Below are 19,137 nucleotides of genomic sequence, written 5' to 3'. Positions count from 1 at the left end.
ATGCTTGAATTCGTACTCGGTTGGGATATGGTTGCTATGTAAGTTGGGACTCTTCAATATATCACCGCTGACTGCATCATAATGATACGACAGACACTGCTCTCGTATGTTTTAATTATAAAACACATTGCACGAAACGCAAATCATTTAATTTAAATATGAAAACAAAGCTTACATAAGTGCAAAGCGCATAAAGTTCTTTTATAGGACAAACAAAAATCCAAATCAGGCTCATAGACTGTGTGTGAAGGCTCCAATTCATATGATTCCAATTAAGATGAAGGGGAGGTGAGATCAATTCCTCTTGTCGTTCGTTCAACCGTTAATGCTACGGGAGCAATTACATTTACAGGCAACACGCTTGGACTGAGTCGTTCGGACACAGCCGGAGTACCCGGAACACAGGACAGTATTGGAGCCTTTACGACAACCAACGCCACCGTCCAGTACGGTACCTATCCAATGGGAACCACGAGCCTGTATCAGAGCAACAGTTCAGCGGCGATACTCGTTCTTCCTGCTGGCAGCACCGTCTTGTATGCAGAATTGATCTGGGGTGGAAGTTACATCAATGGAACAGTCAATCTGAGTGCTGCAATTAACAATCCGGTAACATTTATTACACCAGCGGGTACATCCAGTGTTACTCCTGACCCAGCCACTTATAATCAATTTGATCTAGGGAACGGCGCTGCTGGCTATGTGCGTTCAGCCAATGTTACTTCGCTTGTACAAAATGGGGGAGCCGGTACATATACCACCGGAGCAGTTGTAGGAACGATTGTCATCACTAATGATGCTACAGCCAATCATGCAGGCTGGACACTTGGAGTCATTTATCAGAACCCCAGCCTGCCCTTTCGCAACATGTCCTTGCGTGCAGGTGGAGTACTTGTCCAATCTACCTCGGCTCCAGTTGTTACCACACTGACTGGATTTGCCACTCCGCTTTCGGGTGCATTGGGAGGCAGAGCCCTGTTCAGTGCACAGGAAGGGGACGCGAACCGGACTGGGGATCAGGCATTATTCGGGCCAACCTCGGCAACCTCGGTTGCCTTGTCCGGACCAAACAATCTGGCTGCAAACTTTTTTGCTTCTCAAATCAACGGCGATACAGGAACGCTTAATACAACAGGAACTTTCGGAACGCGGAACCAGACGAACGGCGCCCCAGGCACCAATATTATCGGCGGACGTCAAGGCTGGGATATTACCAATGTAGATGTGTCAGCGAGACTGATCAACAACCAGTCATCTGCGGTGTTAACGTTAACGACCTCCGGGGATGCATACATTGTCAATGCCAATGCGATTCAGGTTGATATCAATGCACCCAAAATTACAGTGGCCAAGGCATCCGTCGCCTCTGGTGCGGTAGCGGGGGATAGCATTCTTTATACCGTTACTGTCAGCAATGCAGGTACAGCCAGTGCGGCCAGCGTTGTGCTATCTGATTCATTGCCTGTAGGGCTTACCTTCATTCCAGGGAGTGTAACGGTCGCTGGTGTGTCTCGCCCAACACTCGATGTAACCGCCGGCATTCCGCTTGGTTCATTAAACCTATCCAACAGTATCGTTGTAACCTATCGTGCACTCATTGGCCAGGATGCAAGCATACTGCAACTGGTGAATTCAGCGAATGCCGCCTTTACGTTCCAAAGTGTGGCAGGGGGCTCAGTGATCACGGGAGTCATTCCGTCCAATAACTCTACACTTCCTGTTTATTCACCAAACCTGTCCATTGTGAAGTCAGCGAGTACAACCAACGCTACGGTGGGTGATCAGGTCACGTATACGCTTCAGGTGAACAACGGGGGGAATGTTGCTGCCAACGTTACATTAACGGATAACATTCCGAGTGGCAGCTCGTACGTGGCTGGCAGCTTCCGACTAAATGGAAATGTGATTGCTGGTGCTAATCCTGCGACTGGCGTTAATTTGGGGAGCCTCGCGGCAGGAAGTACAAATACCGTAACCTTCCAGGTACTCGTAACAAGCTTGCCTACGCCTCCAACCCTTGTGGATCAGGCCACGGCCACCTATTCCTTTAACTCTCCTGATGGTCGGACTATTAACGGCACAGTAGCTTCGAACACCTTGACGATTCCCGTTACATTGCCCAATGTAACAACGGTAAAATCGGCATCAATCACTGATGTTGCAGTTGGGGAGACGTTTACGTACACCATAGTTACTACCAATAGCGGCATCCAGGTGATTAATAATGTGGTACTCACGGATGCTCTCCCCGCTGGAACTACGTTCGTACCCGGCAGTGTGACCGTCAGAGGGACTGTCATACCATCGGCCAATCCGAGCAGTGGAATTTCGCTAGGAACGCTGACAGCCGGAAGTTCTGCGACGGTGACGTTTCAGATTAATGTGCAGTCCCTGCCCACATCAGGTTCGCTGGTCAACCGGGCTTCCGTATCCTATAGCTCAGGTGCGTTCACGGGGATTTCCAACTCTAATTCAATCACAACCCCTGTATACCAGCCGATCATCGGTATCAACAAGTCGGCGAGTCAAACGAATGCGACACTGGGAGATCAGCTTGCATATACACTAGTGGTGACGAACACTGGAAACTTAGGGGCACAAGTAACAGTGACCGATACGATTCCAGTAGGTCTGACGTTTGTCCCCAATTCAGTAACCGTGAATGGTGGTGCACGTCCCGGAACTAGTCCGTTAACCGGAATAACGCTGGGAAGTCTCCTGCCAGGAGCAACTGCAACGGTAGTGTTCCGAGCTACACTCACTACACTCCCATCTCCGCCAACGCTGGAGAATCAGGGGACTGCTAGTTATACGTACCAGCTTCCGAGTGGACGGAATCTCTCAGGCAGCAGCCAATCCAATATCGTTCGCATATCTGCATCGGCCCCCAATATCTCTATTAGCAAAACAGTAAACACTCCGGATGCAACTGTAGGAGATGTTCTTACCTATACGGTTACTGCAACAAACGCGGGATCAAGTGCAGTACAAAATCTCGTGATCTCGGATACGCCAGCCGGTTCGGAATTCGTCTCCGGCAGTGTCACAATTAATGGAACTGCTGCAAGGAATGCAAGTCCGCTTTCGGGTATTGCAGTCGGTGCATTGAACAGTTCAAGCAGCGTTACGGTGACCTATCAAACAAGAGTGACATCCGTTCCGTCCACAGGTTCAGTCAGCAACCGGGCAAGTGCCGCATTTACGTCAGGCAGTTTTAATGGCGTTTCTTCGTCTGTCACGGTGAATACACCTATATATCAACCAGTGATCCAAGTAGCAAAAACAGCGAGCACCTCGAATTTGACGGTAGGGGATTCCTTTAATTACTCCATTCAGGTCAATAATTCAGGCAATATTGCCGCGACGGTTACCTTGACGGATCCGATTCCTGCGGGAGCCGTATTCAGTACGAACAGCGTCATTATTAATGGTGTACCTACACCGGGTGTTAGCCCGGTAACAGGAATTAATTTGGGGTCGATCGCTGCAGGCTCGAACGTAACGGTAACTTTTGTTGCAACGGTCACAAGTTTGCCTGATTCAAGGCAGTTGACTAATCAAGCGGTTGCATCATTTGCCTACATTCTTCCAAGTGGGAGAACAGTTGCCGGTTCTTCGTCATCAAACACCGTTAACATTCCCGTATCCTTGCCCAATGTAACGATAGTAAACAGTGACAATGTAGAGTACGGCGTGGTCGGGGATGTCATTCGATACACATCTGTTATTCGTAACAACGGAACAGTAGCCGTTAACAATGTGGTATATGTCAACCCTCTTCCTCCGAATACCCCATTTGTACCCGGAAGCGTCATTGTGAACGGGACTTCATTCCCGCTCTCCAATCCGACCGCCGGCATTCCAATCGGTACGTTGGCTCCAGGAGCCGAGGTTACCGTAACTTTTGAGGTGACGATTACTATGCCGATCCCTTCACAGATTAACAATCAGTCGACGGTCAGCTTCACATCCGGTTCATTTTCGGGGTCATCATCGTCCAATACAACACAGACTCCGGTCATACAACCGCAAATCTCACTCGTCAAAGCAGCGAATACAGTAAATGCAACTGTAGGTGACACAGTTGTATACACGGTAACTGTCAGTAACACAGGCAATCTGGAAGCAAACGTTACGGTGACGGATACGATTCCTGCTGTCACGACGTTTGTACCCAACAGCCTTGTGGTATCTGGTGTACCACAGCCTGGAGCGACGCCAGGAACGGGGATTCCGGTAGGCATTGTGGCAGCGGGAGCGACAGCTGTTGTCACGTTCGCTGTTGTAGTGGATTCACTTCCGTCTCCGCAGCAACTTAGCAATTTTGCAACGTCATCTTATACATTCACACCCCCTGACGGACGAACGTTAACAGGAACAGCCACTTCAAATACACTGACATTTCCAGTCTCTTCGCCAAATGTTGCCGTGGTAAAAAGTACTGTTTCGACTGCGGCTGCCGTAGGTGATACAGTCACATACTCTATCCTGGTAACGAACAGTGGAATAGCACCGGTAAACAATATTCAGTTTTCGGATCCGATTCCTACCGGGGCATCTTTTGTTGCAGGTAGTGTCACAGTGAATGGGGTGGTGCAGCCCGTCTCCAATCCGGCAGGGGGGATATCGCTCGGAACGCTCGCTCCCGGAGCGTCCGCTACTGTGACTTTCAGTATCAATGTTAACGCGATCCCTCCAAGTGAACAATTAAGCAATCGATCCACAGTGAGTTTTACCTCGGGGACATTCTCAAGCACAACGTTCTCCAATACTGTGGTTACACCGGTATTTCAGCCCATTCTATCAGCACAAAAAACGGCGAGTACACAAAATGCTACCGTTGGAGATACCGTCAGTTACACGATTACCGTCAACAATCAGGGTAACTATGGTGCCCAGATTAACCTAACGGACAATATCCCTACAGGAACCATACTTGTTCCGAACAGTGTGATTGTAAATGGTCAACCATTACCTGCGGCTAATCCCGCAGCAGGTATTCCGGCAGGCACTGTCGCTGCTGGAGCAACAACAACGATTACCTTTTCCGTGGTTATTGATACTTTGCCTACCCCGCAACAGCTGGTGAATCAGGCTTCGGTCGCTCTTTCCTTCACGCTACCTGACGGACGCAACATCACGGGTTCTGTTTTGTCTAATATACTTACCATTTCGGTGTCGGCTCCCGATGTCGATGTGGTGAAATCTACGACATCTACGTCTGTATCTGTTGGTGATGTCGTAACGTACAGCATTGCAGTAACTAATAACGGAATAGCGACTGTCAGCAATGTGGTCTTCACGGATGCACTGCCGGCAAGTACTGTTCTTACAGCAAATAGTGTGTTTATTGATGGTGTTCCTCGACCAGGTGTCAATCCTTCAACCGGAATAACGCTTGGTTCCATCGCGCCTGGAGTTACCGTGACCGTTGTGTTTAGTGTGCAGGTTACAGCACTCCCATCCAGTGCGGTGTTAAACAATCAGTCTACGGTGAGTTTTACATCAGGTGTTTTTTCAGCTACCACATTTTCCAATACAGTCACTACCCCGGTATACCAACCGATCCTGTCGGCAGTCAAAACGGGAGACCAGACTATAGCTACGGTAGGGGATACCGTCGTGTACAGCATCGCCATCACCAATGCAGGGAACTTTGGGGCATCTGTCACGTTAACGGATACCATTCCTGCAGGAACAGAACTTGTGCCGAATAGCGTCATTATTAATGGAGCTTCAGCACCAGGAGCCGATCCGGCTTCAGGGATTCCACTAGGTGTAGTCTCCACAACAACTGTAGTTATGTTCTCGGTCGTAATCATCACCCTCCCTTTAAGCCAGGCCATAACCAATCAGGCTTCAGCAACTTATTCCTACACGCTGCCGGATGGAAGAACACTGGGAGGCAGTCTTTCGTCCAATTCTCTCAATATTCAGGTGTCTGCTCCAAATGTCAGTGTCGTCAAGACGACACCAGTAATCGATGCTGTAGTGGGTGATACGATTGTATATGAGATGGTCGTAACCAATAACGGAATTGATCCTGTCAACAATGTCGTGTTAACCGATCCAATCAGTTCGGCTGTTACTTTTGTTACGGGCAGTGTCCTGGTTGACGGCGTTCCGCGTCTCTCGGCTAACCCGACACTGGGTATAGCGCTTGGTTCTTTGGCACCTGGAGCATCTGTATCCGTTTCGTATGCGGTTCGGGTCAACACGTTGCCTGCGCCACCGCAAGTGAGCAGTCAGTCATCGGTAAGTTTCACATCAGGTGTATTCTCGGGAGCAGCCTATTCAAATACCGTGGTAACACCAATTTATCAGCCGATTATTGCCGTAACCAAAACAGCGAGTACGTCCAATGCCACCATCGGTGACATCATTACCTATTCTTTTACCATTTCCAACAGTGGGAATTTAGCAGCCAATTTGACACTTACGGATAACATTCCGAATGGAGCAGTACTACTTCCTAACAGTGTCCTGATTGATGGTGTTCCACAGCCAGGTGCAAATCCGGAATCAGGGATTGTTGTTGGGACGATACCTCCAGGAGGGTCTGTTAATGTAACGGTTACCCTTGAAGTGACTGTGGATTTCTTGCCGCAGAATCAGCAGCTGGTCAATCAGGCTGTGGCCAATTATACATTTAGTCCGCCGGATGGACGTCAGTTGACGGGTACGGTATCCTCCAACGTTCTGGTGATTCCTGTATCTGCACCAAATGTCGTTGTGGTCAAAAGCACAAGTGCAGTTGATGCTGTTGTCGGCGATGTGATCACCTATACAGTTGTGGTAACCAATAGTGGAATTGAGGTAGTCAATAACGTAGTTATGGTAGACCCTGTACCAACAGGCACCGTATTTGTAGCGGGAAGTGTTACGGTGGATGGCGTGGCAAGGCCTACGGGGAATCCGAATACAGGGATAACACTCGGTTCGATTGCCGCCGGTGCTTCGGTTACCGTTACATTCAGAGTGGAGGTTGTGGTGATATGAGCCAATCTTCCGGTCCGTTGTCCCACACGCTACAGAATCAGTCACTGGTTCGATTCAGCTCGGGTACGACTGAACTGGAACAGGTGGCCTATTCTAATACGGTAGTTACACCATGGATCGGCCCCAGGCTGGAGGTTTACAAGTTTTGCAACGTTGCTGAGGCTGCACTGGGGCAGACACTGACCTTTCTGATTGAAATTGTGAATTCGGGTAATTGTGCTGCCATGGTCCATGTGTTGGATTCGCTCTCGTCGGAAACTTCACTTCTCCCCAACAGTGTACTCCTGGATGGAACTCCGCTGCCAGGAGTATCACCGGAGAGAGGGATTCCTGCGCAGGAAGTCGTACCTGGAGCGACGTTGCGAATTCATTTTCAGGTGATCATCGTCGGTCTTCCTCAGACCTTGAAACTGGTGAATCAAGCGAAGATACGTTATATATTTGTTACGCCGGAAGGACGAATGGTTGAGGGAGAAGAGCAATCCAATGTGGTAGAAGTAAACCTGGTCTCGTCAAGTCTGTCGTTGGTTTTGAATGCAGATCGTGTGCAAACCTTTGTCGGAGATATCGTCACTTACAACCTTTTGGTGAGTAACCCGGGTTTTATAATAGGAAACGATGCCAGTGTAACGATCCCATTACCAAAAGGTATTGAATTTCTTCCGGGAAGTGTCATTGTGAATGAGATTTTTGTTCCCGAGACGACGCCTGACTCCGGGATTATGATAGGCGAGGTACTGCCCGAAGAATCTGTTTTAATTCAATTTCGAGTACAGGTCACGGGAGGAAGCATAGCTGAGAATTTAACAATTCAGGCAGTGCTAGAGTACGTTTCAGGTGACACATTGGAGAATGTATACTCGAACGTAGCAACTTTGCAAATCATTCAACCTCGGATTTCGATTGCGAAAAGTGTGAATCCACCCATCGCTACTCCTGGGGATACCGTTCAATACCAAATAACGGTACACAATGAAGGTTCTTTTGCAGTAGATGCTATCGTGACGGATTTTCTTCCGCCAGGTATGCGCTATGTTGAGGGGAGCCTGGGGTGGAACGGTGTGAAACGGCTTGGAACAAATCCAGTCAAAGGCATCAATCTGGGAACGTTGACTGCACGTTCCGTGGTTAATATCCAATTTGAAGTGCACCTCACAGAGCAGGAGCGAGGTGTACCTGCAGTCTTCGAACTGATGAATCAGGCTCGCCTGATCTATACATTTCGCTTGCCAGATTCGCGTTCTGTGCAACGAATAATTTCCTCCAATACGGCTGTCATTCAGTTGAAGTTTCCTATCATCTCGGTTCATGTGGAAGTGAAGCCAGACTTGATCGAAAGGGGAGGAAATGTAACCTTTCATGTACATGTGACCAACACAGGGTCCTGGCCCGCGCGGGTGCAGTTGGCTGATGTGCTCCCTCCAGGTGCCAAATGGATTGGGGAAGCAGAAGTACGGGATCGAGCGATCATTTCAGAGTATTCTTCACCAAGATATTTACATTTGGGTGAGATGGAACCTGGAGCGGAGAAATGGGTCACTTACGTTGCACAAATATCCTCCGCTGAAGAACTGGGAATCCTGCAGGGTACCGTAACTGCAAAGTATACCTACGAGTGGAACGGTCAGAGGCATTCAGGACAGTCCATTTCGAATGTATACACCATTATTGTTGAAGATGGCGATGAATGAAGGGAGATACTAGCTTTTTCCTGTAAATGTAAGGGGTTTTTTGCTTCATTATGGAGTCATGACATTACACGAACGTGAATGAATGGTATACTAATTAAATATGACCTCGGCAAATAACCCGTGGATTCGGGACGTCGGATTAGCTATAGAGGAGGCCGCTACATTGGCAAAAGCAAAAGTTGCAAAAAGACCTACCCGGGACGAGTTTGAACTGGAAGAGCTGGGGAACCAACTGGTTGAGGCGTTTCATGAACGTTCGGAAGTGTTGCTGACCGTATGGGGCAAGGAAGATCAGGTTCATGGGGTCATTGTGAAGTTGGACTCACGTACTCGGCTAGTACATGTTGAGTATACAGAGGAAGAATTTACGGCCAAAGTGCCATTCTTGGATATTATGCGCATTGATTCTCCACGGTATTGAAAAAATGATAAACAAGATCTGAAACAGGGCATCCGCCCTGTCAAATCTGTTCTCCCTGCATAAGATAACCCATACCTGTTGCAGAGGAGGTACGGTCAATGAGCGAAGTATTAGGTGGAGAAACAAGAGGAGGCTACGGATACGGAGGTTTTACTTCTGTAGGCGCCATTCTGGTTCTGTTCATCCTGTTGGTTATCATCTCCAAAGCGTTCCTGGTATAATTTATTTCAAATGAATAAAGGAAGCTCTGCCATCGCGGCAGAGCTTTTTTTGTTTATATTTTGTCTTGTCGTTTGCGACTGACTAGGCCGTAGAGGACAACGATCACCACCGGGTAGAGAACGGCCCACCCGGCAAAAGGGAACACAATGGCCGTCGCCACAAAGGAAATCCAACTGATGGTTACCCCAGTACGACTGCCCTTGAGTAAACGTATTCCGGCTGCGCATCCGCCAAGATAGGTGAGAATAAAGGTTGCATTGGGCAACTGAATAAGTGTCGTGAGTGACACGAGACCTGATCCGTATATGCACAACACTAGAGTAAAACAGATGGCCAGAAAGCCGATTGCAGCAATGGGTGTATGGTACCGACCGGATAAGCGGGACATCCATTGCGGGGCAGATCCTTGTCTTGCCAGTGCATAGGCGACTCGGGATGCAGCACCAGCATATGCAATGACGGTAGCGGTGCAAATAAATATACCAGTCAGCCCAGCAAGTAATCCACCCCAGGAACCGAGAGCCTGACTAATAATCCATACGAGAGAGACATCTGCTCCGCCATGAAGATAGCTTTGAGTTCCGACTGTCGCCAGTGCAGTCAGGAAATAGAGCACACCTACAATGATGGCTGCAATCGTTACACCTTTAATAGCTGCCTTGCGTGGATCAGTAAATTCTTCAGACAGGTGAGATACAGCTTCCCAACCGATAAAACACCAGAATAGAATGGCTCCAGCCTGTCCCACGCTGACCCAACCACTTGGCATAAATGGTGTGAAATGTATGGATTCCATATTCGGAATAGCAAATACAAATGCCATGACGAGCACGATAATAATCGCCAGCACAACGCCAATCTGTACCTTTCCGGCGACCTGCATGCCCACAATGTTAATGATCAGTCCAGCCGCCAGCATGAGGGCGGCAATCGCTGTTCTATATCCTTCCCCGAGTCCCAGTGCAGCCGTCATGTAGCCTGCACCTGTAAGGGCAGCTACGGGAGCACCGATGGGAACAGACATTAGAAAGAACCATCCAACTAAGGCTCCTGCCCGTTGTCCGAAAGCGAGGGTAACGAAATGGGATACACCGCCTGCGTCCGGGTATCGGGCTGAGAGTAATCCCATGGACAGGGCAAGCGGGAGAATCAGCAGCACCATGCCTCCCCAGGCGAGAAGTGAAGCCGGCCCTGCCAGTTCGGCAGCAAGTCCGGGTACAATCAGGACACCTGAACCAAGAACTGCACTTATATAAAGCGCAACAGCTTGCGGCATACCTATTGTTTTTTTGAGCTGTGAAGAAGATGTGTTCATGAAATAAAAAGGCCTGCCTTCCAAAATGAAATGATTTTAGAGCGAGAACTATGTAATTATATAGGAAGAGATGCAATCAGTCATTGGCGAATTTTGTAGAAGTTTCGATATCGGTCATGCGGACGTTATGATAAAATAAAACCATCCCTAGAGAAAGAATGAGGTGTACCCCTAATGAGTAAAGAGTTGACAGAAGCTTTGAACGAACAGATGAACTTCGAATTTTATTCGGCTCACGTATATCAGGCGATGGCCGCATACTGTTCCGGCGAAAGCTTGGACGGATTTGCCAACTTCTTCATCGTACAAGCAGAGGAAGAGCGGTTCCACGCGATGAAAATATACAAATTCCTGAATGACCGCGGACAACGCGCTACGCTTGCTGCATTGCCAGAACCGAAGAATGAATATTCCTCGATGCTGGATGTGTTCGAACATGGATATGCACACGAGCAGCAAAATACGAAGAAATTCTACAATCTGGCTGACATTGCCTTGAATGAGCGTGAACATGCCACAATGTATTTTCTGAAATGGTTCATCGATGAGCAAGTCGAAGAGGAAGCTCTGTTTGATAATATCATCCAGAAGTTGCGCCGCATCGAAAAAGACAGCAATGCGTTCTACATGCTGGACGCCGAATTTGGTAAACGTTCGTTCACAGCTCCTGCGGAGTAAGAGGGCACTAAGCAAAGTAACCAGGATTGATCCGAACAACAAGAAAATCGATCTACATATGAAAAGTCTGCTCTCGAGCAGGCTTTTTTGTTATACCATTTTAAGCTTCTTCGCTTGCTTCATATAAATTCCAGAAATGACTCTATCAGAAACCACAATTTGGGTTAATAGAATATATGTCAACATTGATCTATCCCGTCGGATGTTCTTTTTCGAGCAAATCTATCAAATTCGTTTTATTTTTTTGGGTAATCTGACAAAAGTGTAACTCGAACGTAGCATTTGAAGCGAGAATGGGACGCACTCTTTTTGATAGTATTAGGATTATCGCCAAGGGCTGCAATGAGAGAAACATAGACACCCGGGGAAATACAAGACATAAGGGAGACTTTTATTATGCTACATATTCGTAAAACGTTCATCACCGCACTTGCTATTCTATTGATCATTCCATTGCTATTGCCGCAGTCGGCTTCAGCTGCATCATCCGCATCCAAGCATGCTGGAAATAAAGCGAGCTCCAAGATCATATATCTAACTTTCGATGATGGGCCGACCGCCCACACGGGACAATTACTGGATATTCTGGATCAGTACAATGCCAAGGCGACATTCTTCATGCTTGGACCTCAGATGGAGAAGTTTCAGAAGGCTACTAAGCGTATTGTTGCAGACGGACATGGACTGGGCTTGCACGGCGTAACGCATGTTCCCGGTAAATTTTATAAATCCGCATACAGCGGCTTGAAAGAAATGCAGAAGGCCAATGAAAGCTTGAATAAAGTGGCAGGCGTCAAAACCAGCCTCGTTCGTACTCCATACGGCAGCAAACCGTATCTCAAACCGACATATCGCAATGTTCTACTGGGTCAGGGTGGATTCCATCTGTGGGATTGGAATGTTGATTCCGAGGATTGGAAATACAAGAAGGATCACCAGAAAGTCTACAACAGTGTGATGAAGCAGATCCATAATGTGCAAAAGAGCGGAACCACCCCTGTGGTACTGATGCACGACCAAGAAGCGACATTGAAAGTACTTCCGCAAGTGTTAAAAACACTGAAAGCAGAAGGCTATCAGTTTGAAGTGCTGACCAAGAAAGTACAGCCCGTCAATTTCTGGAATGACAAACGTTAAAAATTCAGGCTAGACAACAATGTAAGCTGATTCCAATAATGGCTTCAAGGAGGACAACAACATGAGTAAACCCAAATTATGGATGACGATTCCTGTGACAACAGCAGTGCTGCTTGCTCTTGCGGGGTGTGGTGGCCAGGATACCAAAGCATCATCAGCGGACAACACGTCTCCCGCGGTGGGTGAACAGACTCAGTCAGGCAGTGGAGGAGCCGATTTCTCCAGTGGAAACAAAGATAGCGGAACAGATACCACAGGAACAACGGGGACCGAAGGTTCTGCAGGAAGCGGGACATCGAATTCGGAAACGAGCAGTAACGGTCAAACCCAGCAGAGTGCGAACGATGTCATTAAGGACATTCGCAGTCAGCTGAAGATGAAGAACGCTTCGTTACCTACTTCATTTTCCTTGGAAAAGGGAAAACATCTGACTGCATCGATCACATCGAATACTTCAGATGCGTTTCACATTAACTTTTATTCCACTGACCAGCCTGTTGCGGTGAATGATGCTTCATTGACGGCCTCTGGCAGCAAGGTGCCTGTTCTGGCATCCTATGAAGTGAAGACATATAAAGATTCGAACAGCACAGATATTTTCCCTGAGACAGACTTGAAAGACTTTCCGAAGGATATGACAGTGGATCTGGGACATGGTATCAAGGGTATGACTGAAGGCGCGGCGGGCAGTCAGTATCTGACTTGGACAGAAGGTAGATGGACGTTACAGATTCGTTCCATTTCCGAAGATAACATGAATAATCCGGGGATTGCGAAGAGAATGGTGGAGTACTTGGAGTCCCATACCCTGCCTGCACCAAAGGATAAAGGATTCGTGAACGTGGAGTACCCAAGCGGTGGTAAAAGCGTCAATGTAACAATCTCCTGGCAAGATGGCAAGCAGATTCATCAGCTTCAGACCGAGCAGGTGCCACTGGAAGCTTTGGGCATGGTTGTTTCTGTAAAATAGCAAGGCTTTAAAAAAGCATCAAAAGGAAATAGGCTGGTCCGAAGTGAATGCTCCAGACCAACCTATCCTTGTATAAGCAAGGTGCACCGATGGGAAGGTGTACCTTGTTTATTTATGTTTCATTGGGTTAAAGCGGTACTTTCATTTAAACCACCCTTTTTCTTTGGAACGGGTAATGGCTTCAATGCGGTTACTTGCATTTAACTTGTTGAGGATAATAGAGATGTAATTTCGCACCGTACCGGTTGTAATAAATAAATGTCCGGCAATTTCCTTTGTATTTTTACCGTCAGCCATCAGGCCCAGAACGGCATTTTCACGTTCGGTCAGAGGGTTCTCCTGAACATAAGCCTCGTCCACCAGGTCGGGTGCAAAAATACGTCTTCCATTCATGACCTGACGGATTGCTTCGGCCAGTTCCTCGATCGGGCTATCCTTTAACAGATAACCGCGTACACCACCTTTTAAAGCACGCTCGAAATATCCGGTCCGGGCAAAGGTTGTCAAAATAATGACTTTACAGTTCATTCCTTTAAGTTCCTCAGCGGCCTCCAGGCCACTTTTGACGGGCATTTCAATGTCCATTAGACAGATGTCTGGTGAATGCTCCCTGACGAGAGCAAGGGCTTCCTGTCCATTACTTGCGCGTCCTACCACTTCCATATCTTCTTCAAGATTGAGTAGGGAAGACAATGCCCCCAGCATCATACGTTGGTCTTCGGCGATTACGATCCTGATCATTGTTCAACCTCCTTTATCGGTTTGCGGACCAGCTTGGGAACATGGATGACAATGCCTGTACCTTCCATGTCTGCTCCGGAACGAATATCCAGAGAACCGTTCACAAATTCAAGTCGTTCTTTCATCCCCAAGATTCCGGTACCGCGCCGTTCTTGCTTGCGAGTACGTTCGATTCCGACTCCGTTATCCTGAACGGTTAATACATTATCGGCCAATGTTTCCTCAATACGGATGGTGCATACCGCAGCTTGACTGTGTTTGACCACATTCGTAACGGCTTCTTTCAGGCACATGCCGAGTACATTTTCATTGAGCTGTGACGTATCTTGTAACTTCGGATTGCCTTCAAGTACAAATTCAATGGAAGCGGCCTTCAAAATCTGTTCGGCACGGAACAGTTCATCCACCAGTTGTGTGCCACGCATGGTCGTTACCATTTCCCGAACTTCCTTCAGGGCCGTACTTGCCGTCTGTCTCAGATCGTTCAGTTCAATCTCGGCCTGATCAGGATTCATGCGTAGCAGACGCTTCGCCAGATCGGTTTTCAGACCGATAAGAGAGAGCTTTTGTCCAAGTGTATCGTGCAGATCGCGTGCGATACGTTGCCGCTCTTCCATTTTCACAAGATCATCGAGCCGTTTGTTGGCATTCTCCAGTTGGCCTTCCAGCTGTTCACGCTTATTTTTGTTATACGTACTGATCGGAAGCAGAATGGATGCCATAAGAGTAATGAATACAAACGGGAACTGACTGAGCAACAGGGTGCTCTGTTTGATGAAACTATAATTAATGGTTAGAAAACTGGCTGCCAGGTTCACCGAATAGAGGGTGAAGAAACCGGCTTTATTTTTAATATTCCCAATAAAAAAAGCAAGAAACAATGAGAAATAGGCATAATCATAAGCGATGGTCATCGTAATCGATATGGCGATCAAGAGTCCAATCCACATATAGACTTGCCAGCCCTTGGTGATGAAGGCAAGCAGATAACAAACAAAGAAGAACAGAATGATGAAAATGCCCGCAACCATAGGCCACAATTTGGAATATTGCGAAATATAATAGAAGGGCAGGATGAAAAAGACGAGCCATACATATGGATTTAAACCTGTATTTTTATAAAAGAGCTGCATCCACTTTTGAATGAAAATTCTCCTCCTCGGACTTGCATTGTACTCAAACTTAGCCTGACTGTAGCATGACTTTAGCCTGAATACAAGAAAACGAATCCGACAGAGTTAAGGCTTCTCTGTCAGACCCGCTTGGTTGTTTACTCGAATAGGCGGTTGAACGTAAGGCTTGCGGGATAACGTTTTGATCTCGCCGAAGCTAATAAAACGCTTGGATTCTTCGTCCCACAGACGGAAGCGCAGGGCAGCCAGGCTGGAACGCAGCGTAATCGTTGTTGCCTTCTGTAATGGTGGGGTTGCATTATGTGCTTCTTCTAAATAATAGTTGGGTACACGTGGGCTCAAGTGATGCACATGGTGGAACCCGATATTGCCGCTGATCCACTGCAACAGTTTTGGCAATTTATAATATGAACTACCTTCTACAGCAGCTTTCACATAACTCCATTCATCTTCATGTTCAAAGTACGTATCTTCGAATTGATGCTGTACATAAAACAGCCAGATTCCGAAGAAGCCGGAGAAGAAAAATACGGGTGCTTGCACCAGTACAAAAGCCTGCCAGCCGATTAACCAGCACATGGAGGCATAAAGAGCTACGATCAACACTGTAGTCAGGTGAGTATTCATACGTTCTTTGCGTCTTGCACCTTTACGGTTAAAACGGTAGGCGAACAGGAATACATAAATCGGTCCAATACCGAACATGACAAACGGATTACGATAAATACGATAAAAGAGACGACCCCAAGGGGAAGCTGCTTTGTATTCTTCTACGGTCATAACCCAGATATCGCCAACACCACGTTTGTCGAGATTGCTGCTGGTTGCGTGATGAATGGAATGCTCGTTTTTCCATTGCAGGTAAGGCGTCAGGGTTAATACACCTGTAATGGTGCCGAGAATGTCGTTGGCACGTTTGCTTTTGAAGAATGAACCATGGCAACAGTCATGGAAAATGATAAACGTTCTAAGTACAAATCCCGAGGCAACGAGGGCAATCGGAAATGTTAACCAGTAGGACACGGACAAGCTATAGTACGCTGCGGCCCATAATAATAATAATGGCAGTATGGAATTCACTAATTGTTGGATACTCAAGCGAAGATTGTTTTTCTCATAAGGGGTGACTTCTTTTTTTAGCGCCATTTCCTTGGATCTGCTCATTGACGTATGTCCTCCTTCAATGGTCAATAACTGTAATCAGTTATAACCTAACGCTTCCTGGGAAGATGTCTCCAAGTGAGGCGTTTTTATCATTGTATAAGAATGCGTCCAGTGCAGTAAGTCATAAACGTCAGTATAGTGTAATGATGAATATCAATGATGACCCATGACATTTGTCATGGGTGGATGAAGTTAAACTGCTTTGCAGAGCCTAAGTAAGCACTGATTTCGAATTCCTTTGTACAATTCGCGCAACAATTTGTATTATGTATACAAATTTTGTTCATGGCATGGTAGAATCTATCATTGAGTGGTTATGACAACTTATGAAATTGGTTGATAGGTTGATTTTCTGATGGATTGGATGGAGTGCATGATGAAGAAAAGAATAACGGATATTCTATTTATTATGGCGGGTGCATTTCTGTTTGCACTTGCAGTAAACCTGTTCGTCATCCCGAATGATCTGGCTGAAGGCGGCGTTACGGGGATTACTATTATTTTGTATTACCTTTTTGAATGGTCTCCAGGACTGATGAACTTGCTCCTGAATGGTATTTTGCTACTTGTGGGGTATAAGTTTCTGGACAGAACAACAACGGTGTATACCATTATTGCGGTGGTATTCAACTCGCTGTTCCTGCACCTCACTGAAAGCTGGACGATTGCTTCGGACGAGCTTTGGATCAATACCATTTTTGGTGGATTATTTGCCGGTCTGGGTATCGGCTTGATTGTTAGAGTAGGCGGAACAACGGCGGGGACGGTTATTCTGGCCCGACTTGCCAACAAATATCTGTATTGGAACATCAGTTATGGACTGTTATTCTTCGATTTGATCGTGGCGTTCTCGTCTTTCTTCATTATAGGGCCGCAAGGTTTGATGTGTACGATTGTCATGTTGTTCGTCGGAACCAAAACGATGGAGTTCATTATTGAAGGGCTCAATCCGAAAAAAGCAGTTACGATTATATCTACCAAGCAGGATGCCATTGCTCAACAGGTCATTGAGAAGATGGATCGGGGAGTCACTGTCCTGTCTGGTCATGGCTACTATACAAAGAACCCGAAAGAGATCTTATATATTGTCATTAGCAAACAAGAAGTTCCAATGCTGAAGAAGATTGTGCGAGCGGAGGACGAGATTGCTTTCATAACGATCCATGATGTGCGTGACGTATTTGGTGAAGGGTTCATTGAATTGTCCAAATCGTAATAAAACGTATATATAAGGAAGTAAGGAGCTGCGGTGTTTATCACTGCGGCTTTTTTTGATTTATATGGTGTAAAGTCGAAATTAAATGATCACGATGAGCCTTGATTTTGAAATCATATCATCCGATACTGACAAAAAGCTGTACACGTATCAAGCCCGATGATATATTGAATTTAATTCGTTAAGAAACTTAACTAACTATAAAAGGAGGCGATAAAATGGCTGGCTCACCGCAATATATCCGCAATCTGAACGAGAATTTGATTATGGATGCGCTGATCGCAACTGGTGCGATGTCCAGGGCAGATATCAGTCGTCAGACCGGACTCAGCAAACCTACGGTGTCGTCAGCAATTGAACATCTCATTGAACGAAACTTGGTGCTGGAAACCGGTAGAGCCGATAATGCTCAGGGTCGTAAAGCAACACTCATTCAATTCAACGAATCAGCTTATTATGTCTGTGGCATCGATATTGGGGCAACCCGAATTCGGATCGCACTCTCTGATCTGAATGGTGAGATTATGGAGTACAGAACGTATCCAACGTTATCGGTCCAAAGTGGTAATCGAGCAGAGACGGCAACCCTTGATGTTCTTCGAAGCCATATGGATGACTTACTGTCGGAGAATCAATTGAATTGGGATCAGATTCGATGTGTTGGTTTTGGCATTCCTGGCGTTGTACTGCCGGACTCTGGAGATATTGATCGAATCGTTGCCCCTTTAGAGGGATTGGAAAAGTTGCTCTCGCTTGAATCATTGTCGGGGGCCTTCCCGTGTGAAGTGATTCTGGAGAACGATGTAAACCTGGCTGCACTGGGGGAGTACAGGAGGGGAGCTGCAGCAGAAGATTCCAATCTGTTTGTTTTTTTCTCCATCGGTACTGGAACGGGCGCAGGCATCATGGTGAACGGGCAATTGCTTCGAGGTATGGGCGGGTTGACAGGCGAGCTCGCGGAGATGTTGTTGGAAGAGGGCCATCGATTGGAGGATGTCCTATCGGCTGATGGTCTGATGGAACTGGCCAAGCGTCAGTTGGATGCCAGTCTACTTGAGGATCCTGATTCTGGTATAGAAGCTCTTTGTGAATACCTGACTCCTGAGAAACTGTTCGAAGCTGCGCGAAGTGGAGAAACGCAGGCTGTGCAGATTCTGAAACAATACAGCCAAATGATTGCTTCGGCTCTGCGGCATATTTGCGTCGTTCTTGCTCCCCATCTCATTGTACTTGGCGGAGGCATTGGGGGAAATGGGGATGTGTTATTGCCGCATCTCAGACAGATCGTATCTGATCAATTCCCGGCGAAGCCTGCACTGATCTGTTCAGAGCTTGGCGAGCGGGCTGTAGTCACTGGAGCAGTGCAGGTGGCGTTACAACAAACGATGTTGAATCTTCAGCAAGAGTCATTGGAATAAGGGCGTTACTTCAATAATTATAAAGGTAAGTT

General features: G+C 47.0%; 13 protein-coding genes. 9 read left to right on the top strand and 4 right to left on the bottom strand.

From position 1 onward, the window contains the following. Positions 1-288: 288 nt before the first annotated feature. The 4 genes from G3352_RS01450 (at position 289) to G3352_RS01435 (ending at position 9,332) form a co-directional block, all read left to right on the top strand. Positions 289-6,999, top strand: coding sequence for a DUF7507 domain-containing protein (locus G3352_RS01450; RefSeq protein ID WP_163753163.1), 6,711 nt, complete (start codon positions 289-291; stop codon positions 6,997-6,999). Next, positions 6,996-8,690 carry a DUF11 domain-containing protein gene (locus G3352_RS01445; RefSeq protein ID WP_163753160.1) on the top strand — a complete coding sequence of 565 codons (1,695 nt, stop codon included), beginning with the start codon at positions 6,996-6,998 and terminating at the stop codon, positions 8,688-8,690. Before G3352_RS01450 ends, G3352_RS01445 begins: the two co-directional genes overlap by 4 nt. Before the next feature lie 163 nt (positions 8,691-8,853). Beyond that, positions 8,854-9,111 (top strand): YolD-like family protein, encoded by a 258-nt coding sequence (locus G3352_RS01440; protein WP_076291006.1) that lies wholly within the window; start codon positions 8,854-8,856, stop codon positions 9,109-9,111. A 98-nt stretch (positions 9,112-9,209) separates the two neighbouring features. Then, a complete protein-coding gene (locus tag G3352_RS01435) occupies positions 9,210-9,332 on the top strand; it encodes a dihydroorotate dehydrogenase (protein WP_099852733.1) in 123 nt (40 codons plus the stop codon). Between the two features lie 53 nt (positions 9,333-9,385). On the opposite strand, the gene G3352_RS01430 is transcribed toward G3352_RS01435, so the two are convergent. Continuing rightward, positions 9,386-10,648 (bottom strand): amino acid permease, encoded by a 1,263-nt coding sequence (locus G3352_RS01430; RefSeq protein WP_163753159.1) that lies wholly within the window; start codon positions 10,646-10,648, stop codon positions 9,386-9,388. A gap of 174 nt (positions 10,649-10,822) precedes the next feature. Here G3352_RS01430 and G3352_RS01425 point away from each other — a divergent pair, with 174 nt between their 5' ends. The 3 genes from G3352_RS01425 (at position 10,823) to G3352_RS01415 (ending at position 13,433) form a co-directional block, all read left to right on the top strand. After that, positions 10,823-11,326, top strand: coding sequence for a ferritin (locus G3352_RS01425; RefSeq protein WP_076291009.1), 504 nt, complete (start codon positions 10,823-10,825; stop codon positions 11,324-11,326). Positions 11,327-11,722: 396 nt separating this feature from the next. Beyond that, positions 11,723-12,463, top strand: a complete 741-nt coding sequence (locus G3352_RS01420; RefSeq protein WP_163753157.1) for a polysaccharide deacetylase family protein — start codon at positions 11,723-11,725, stop codon at positions 12,461-12,463. 61 nt (positions 12,464-12,524) lie between these two features. Further along, positions 12,525-13,433 carry a hypothetical protein gene (locus tag G3352_RS01415; protein ID WP_163753155.1) on the top strand — a complete coding sequence of 303 codons (909 nt, stop codon included), beginning with the start codon at positions 12,525-12,527 and terminating at the stop codon, positions 13,431-13,433. A 141-nt stretch (positions 13,434-13,574) separates the two neighbouring features. Here the strand turns inward: G3352_RS01415 and G3352_RS01410 are convergent, their stop codons facing one another. From G3352_RS01410 to desA, 3 genes are all read right to left on the bottom strand, one after another. Then, positions 13,575-14,174 (bottom strand): response regulator transcription factor, encoded by a 600-nt coding sequence (locus G3352_RS01410; protein ID WP_076291012.1) that lies wholly within the window; start codon positions 14,172-14,174, stop codon positions 13,575-13,577. Then, on the bottom strand, positions 14,171-15,319 hold the full coding sequence (locus G3352_RS01405; RefSeq protein ID WP_163753356.1) for a histidine kinase: 1,149 nt from the start codon (positions 15,317-15,319) through the stop codon (positions 14,171-14,173). The genes G3352_RS01410 and G3352_RS01405 overlap by 4 nt, the downstream gene beginning before the upstream one ends. 93 nt (positions 15,320-15,412) lie before the next feature. Next, on the bottom strand, positions 15,413-16,471 hold the full coding sequence (desA, locus tag G3352_RS01400; RefSeq protein ID WP_163753153.1) for a Delta(5) desaturase DesA: 1,059 nt from the start codon (positions 16,469-16,471) through the stop codon (positions 15,413-15,415). 376 nt (positions 16,472-16,847) lie between these two features. Here desA and G3352_RS01395 point away from each other — a divergent pair, with 376 nt between their 5' ends. Next, positions 16,848-17,687 (top strand): YitT family protein, encoded by an 840-nt coding sequence (locus tag G3352_RS01395; protein WP_163753151.1) that lies wholly within the window; start codon positions 16,848-16,850, stop codon positions 17,685-17,687. Between the two features lie 218 nt (positions 17,688-17,905). Continuing rightward, positions 17,906-19,105, top strand: coding sequence for an ROK family transcriptional regulator (locus G3352_RS01390; RefSeq protein ID WP_163753149.1), 1,200 nt, complete (start codon positions 17,906-17,908; stop codon positions 19,103-19,105). The last annotated feature ends 32 nt before the right edge of the window (positions 19,106-19,137 follow it).

Source organism: Paenibacillus sp. ALJ109b (assembly GCF_010747435.1).
GTDB classification, from domain to species: Bacteria; Bacillota; Bacilli; order Paenibacillales; family Paenibacillaceae; genus Paenibacillus; species Paenibacillus taichungensis.
Note: the sequence above shows the minus strand (reverse complement) of the source record. Positions and strands in the feature narration are given on the sequence as shown.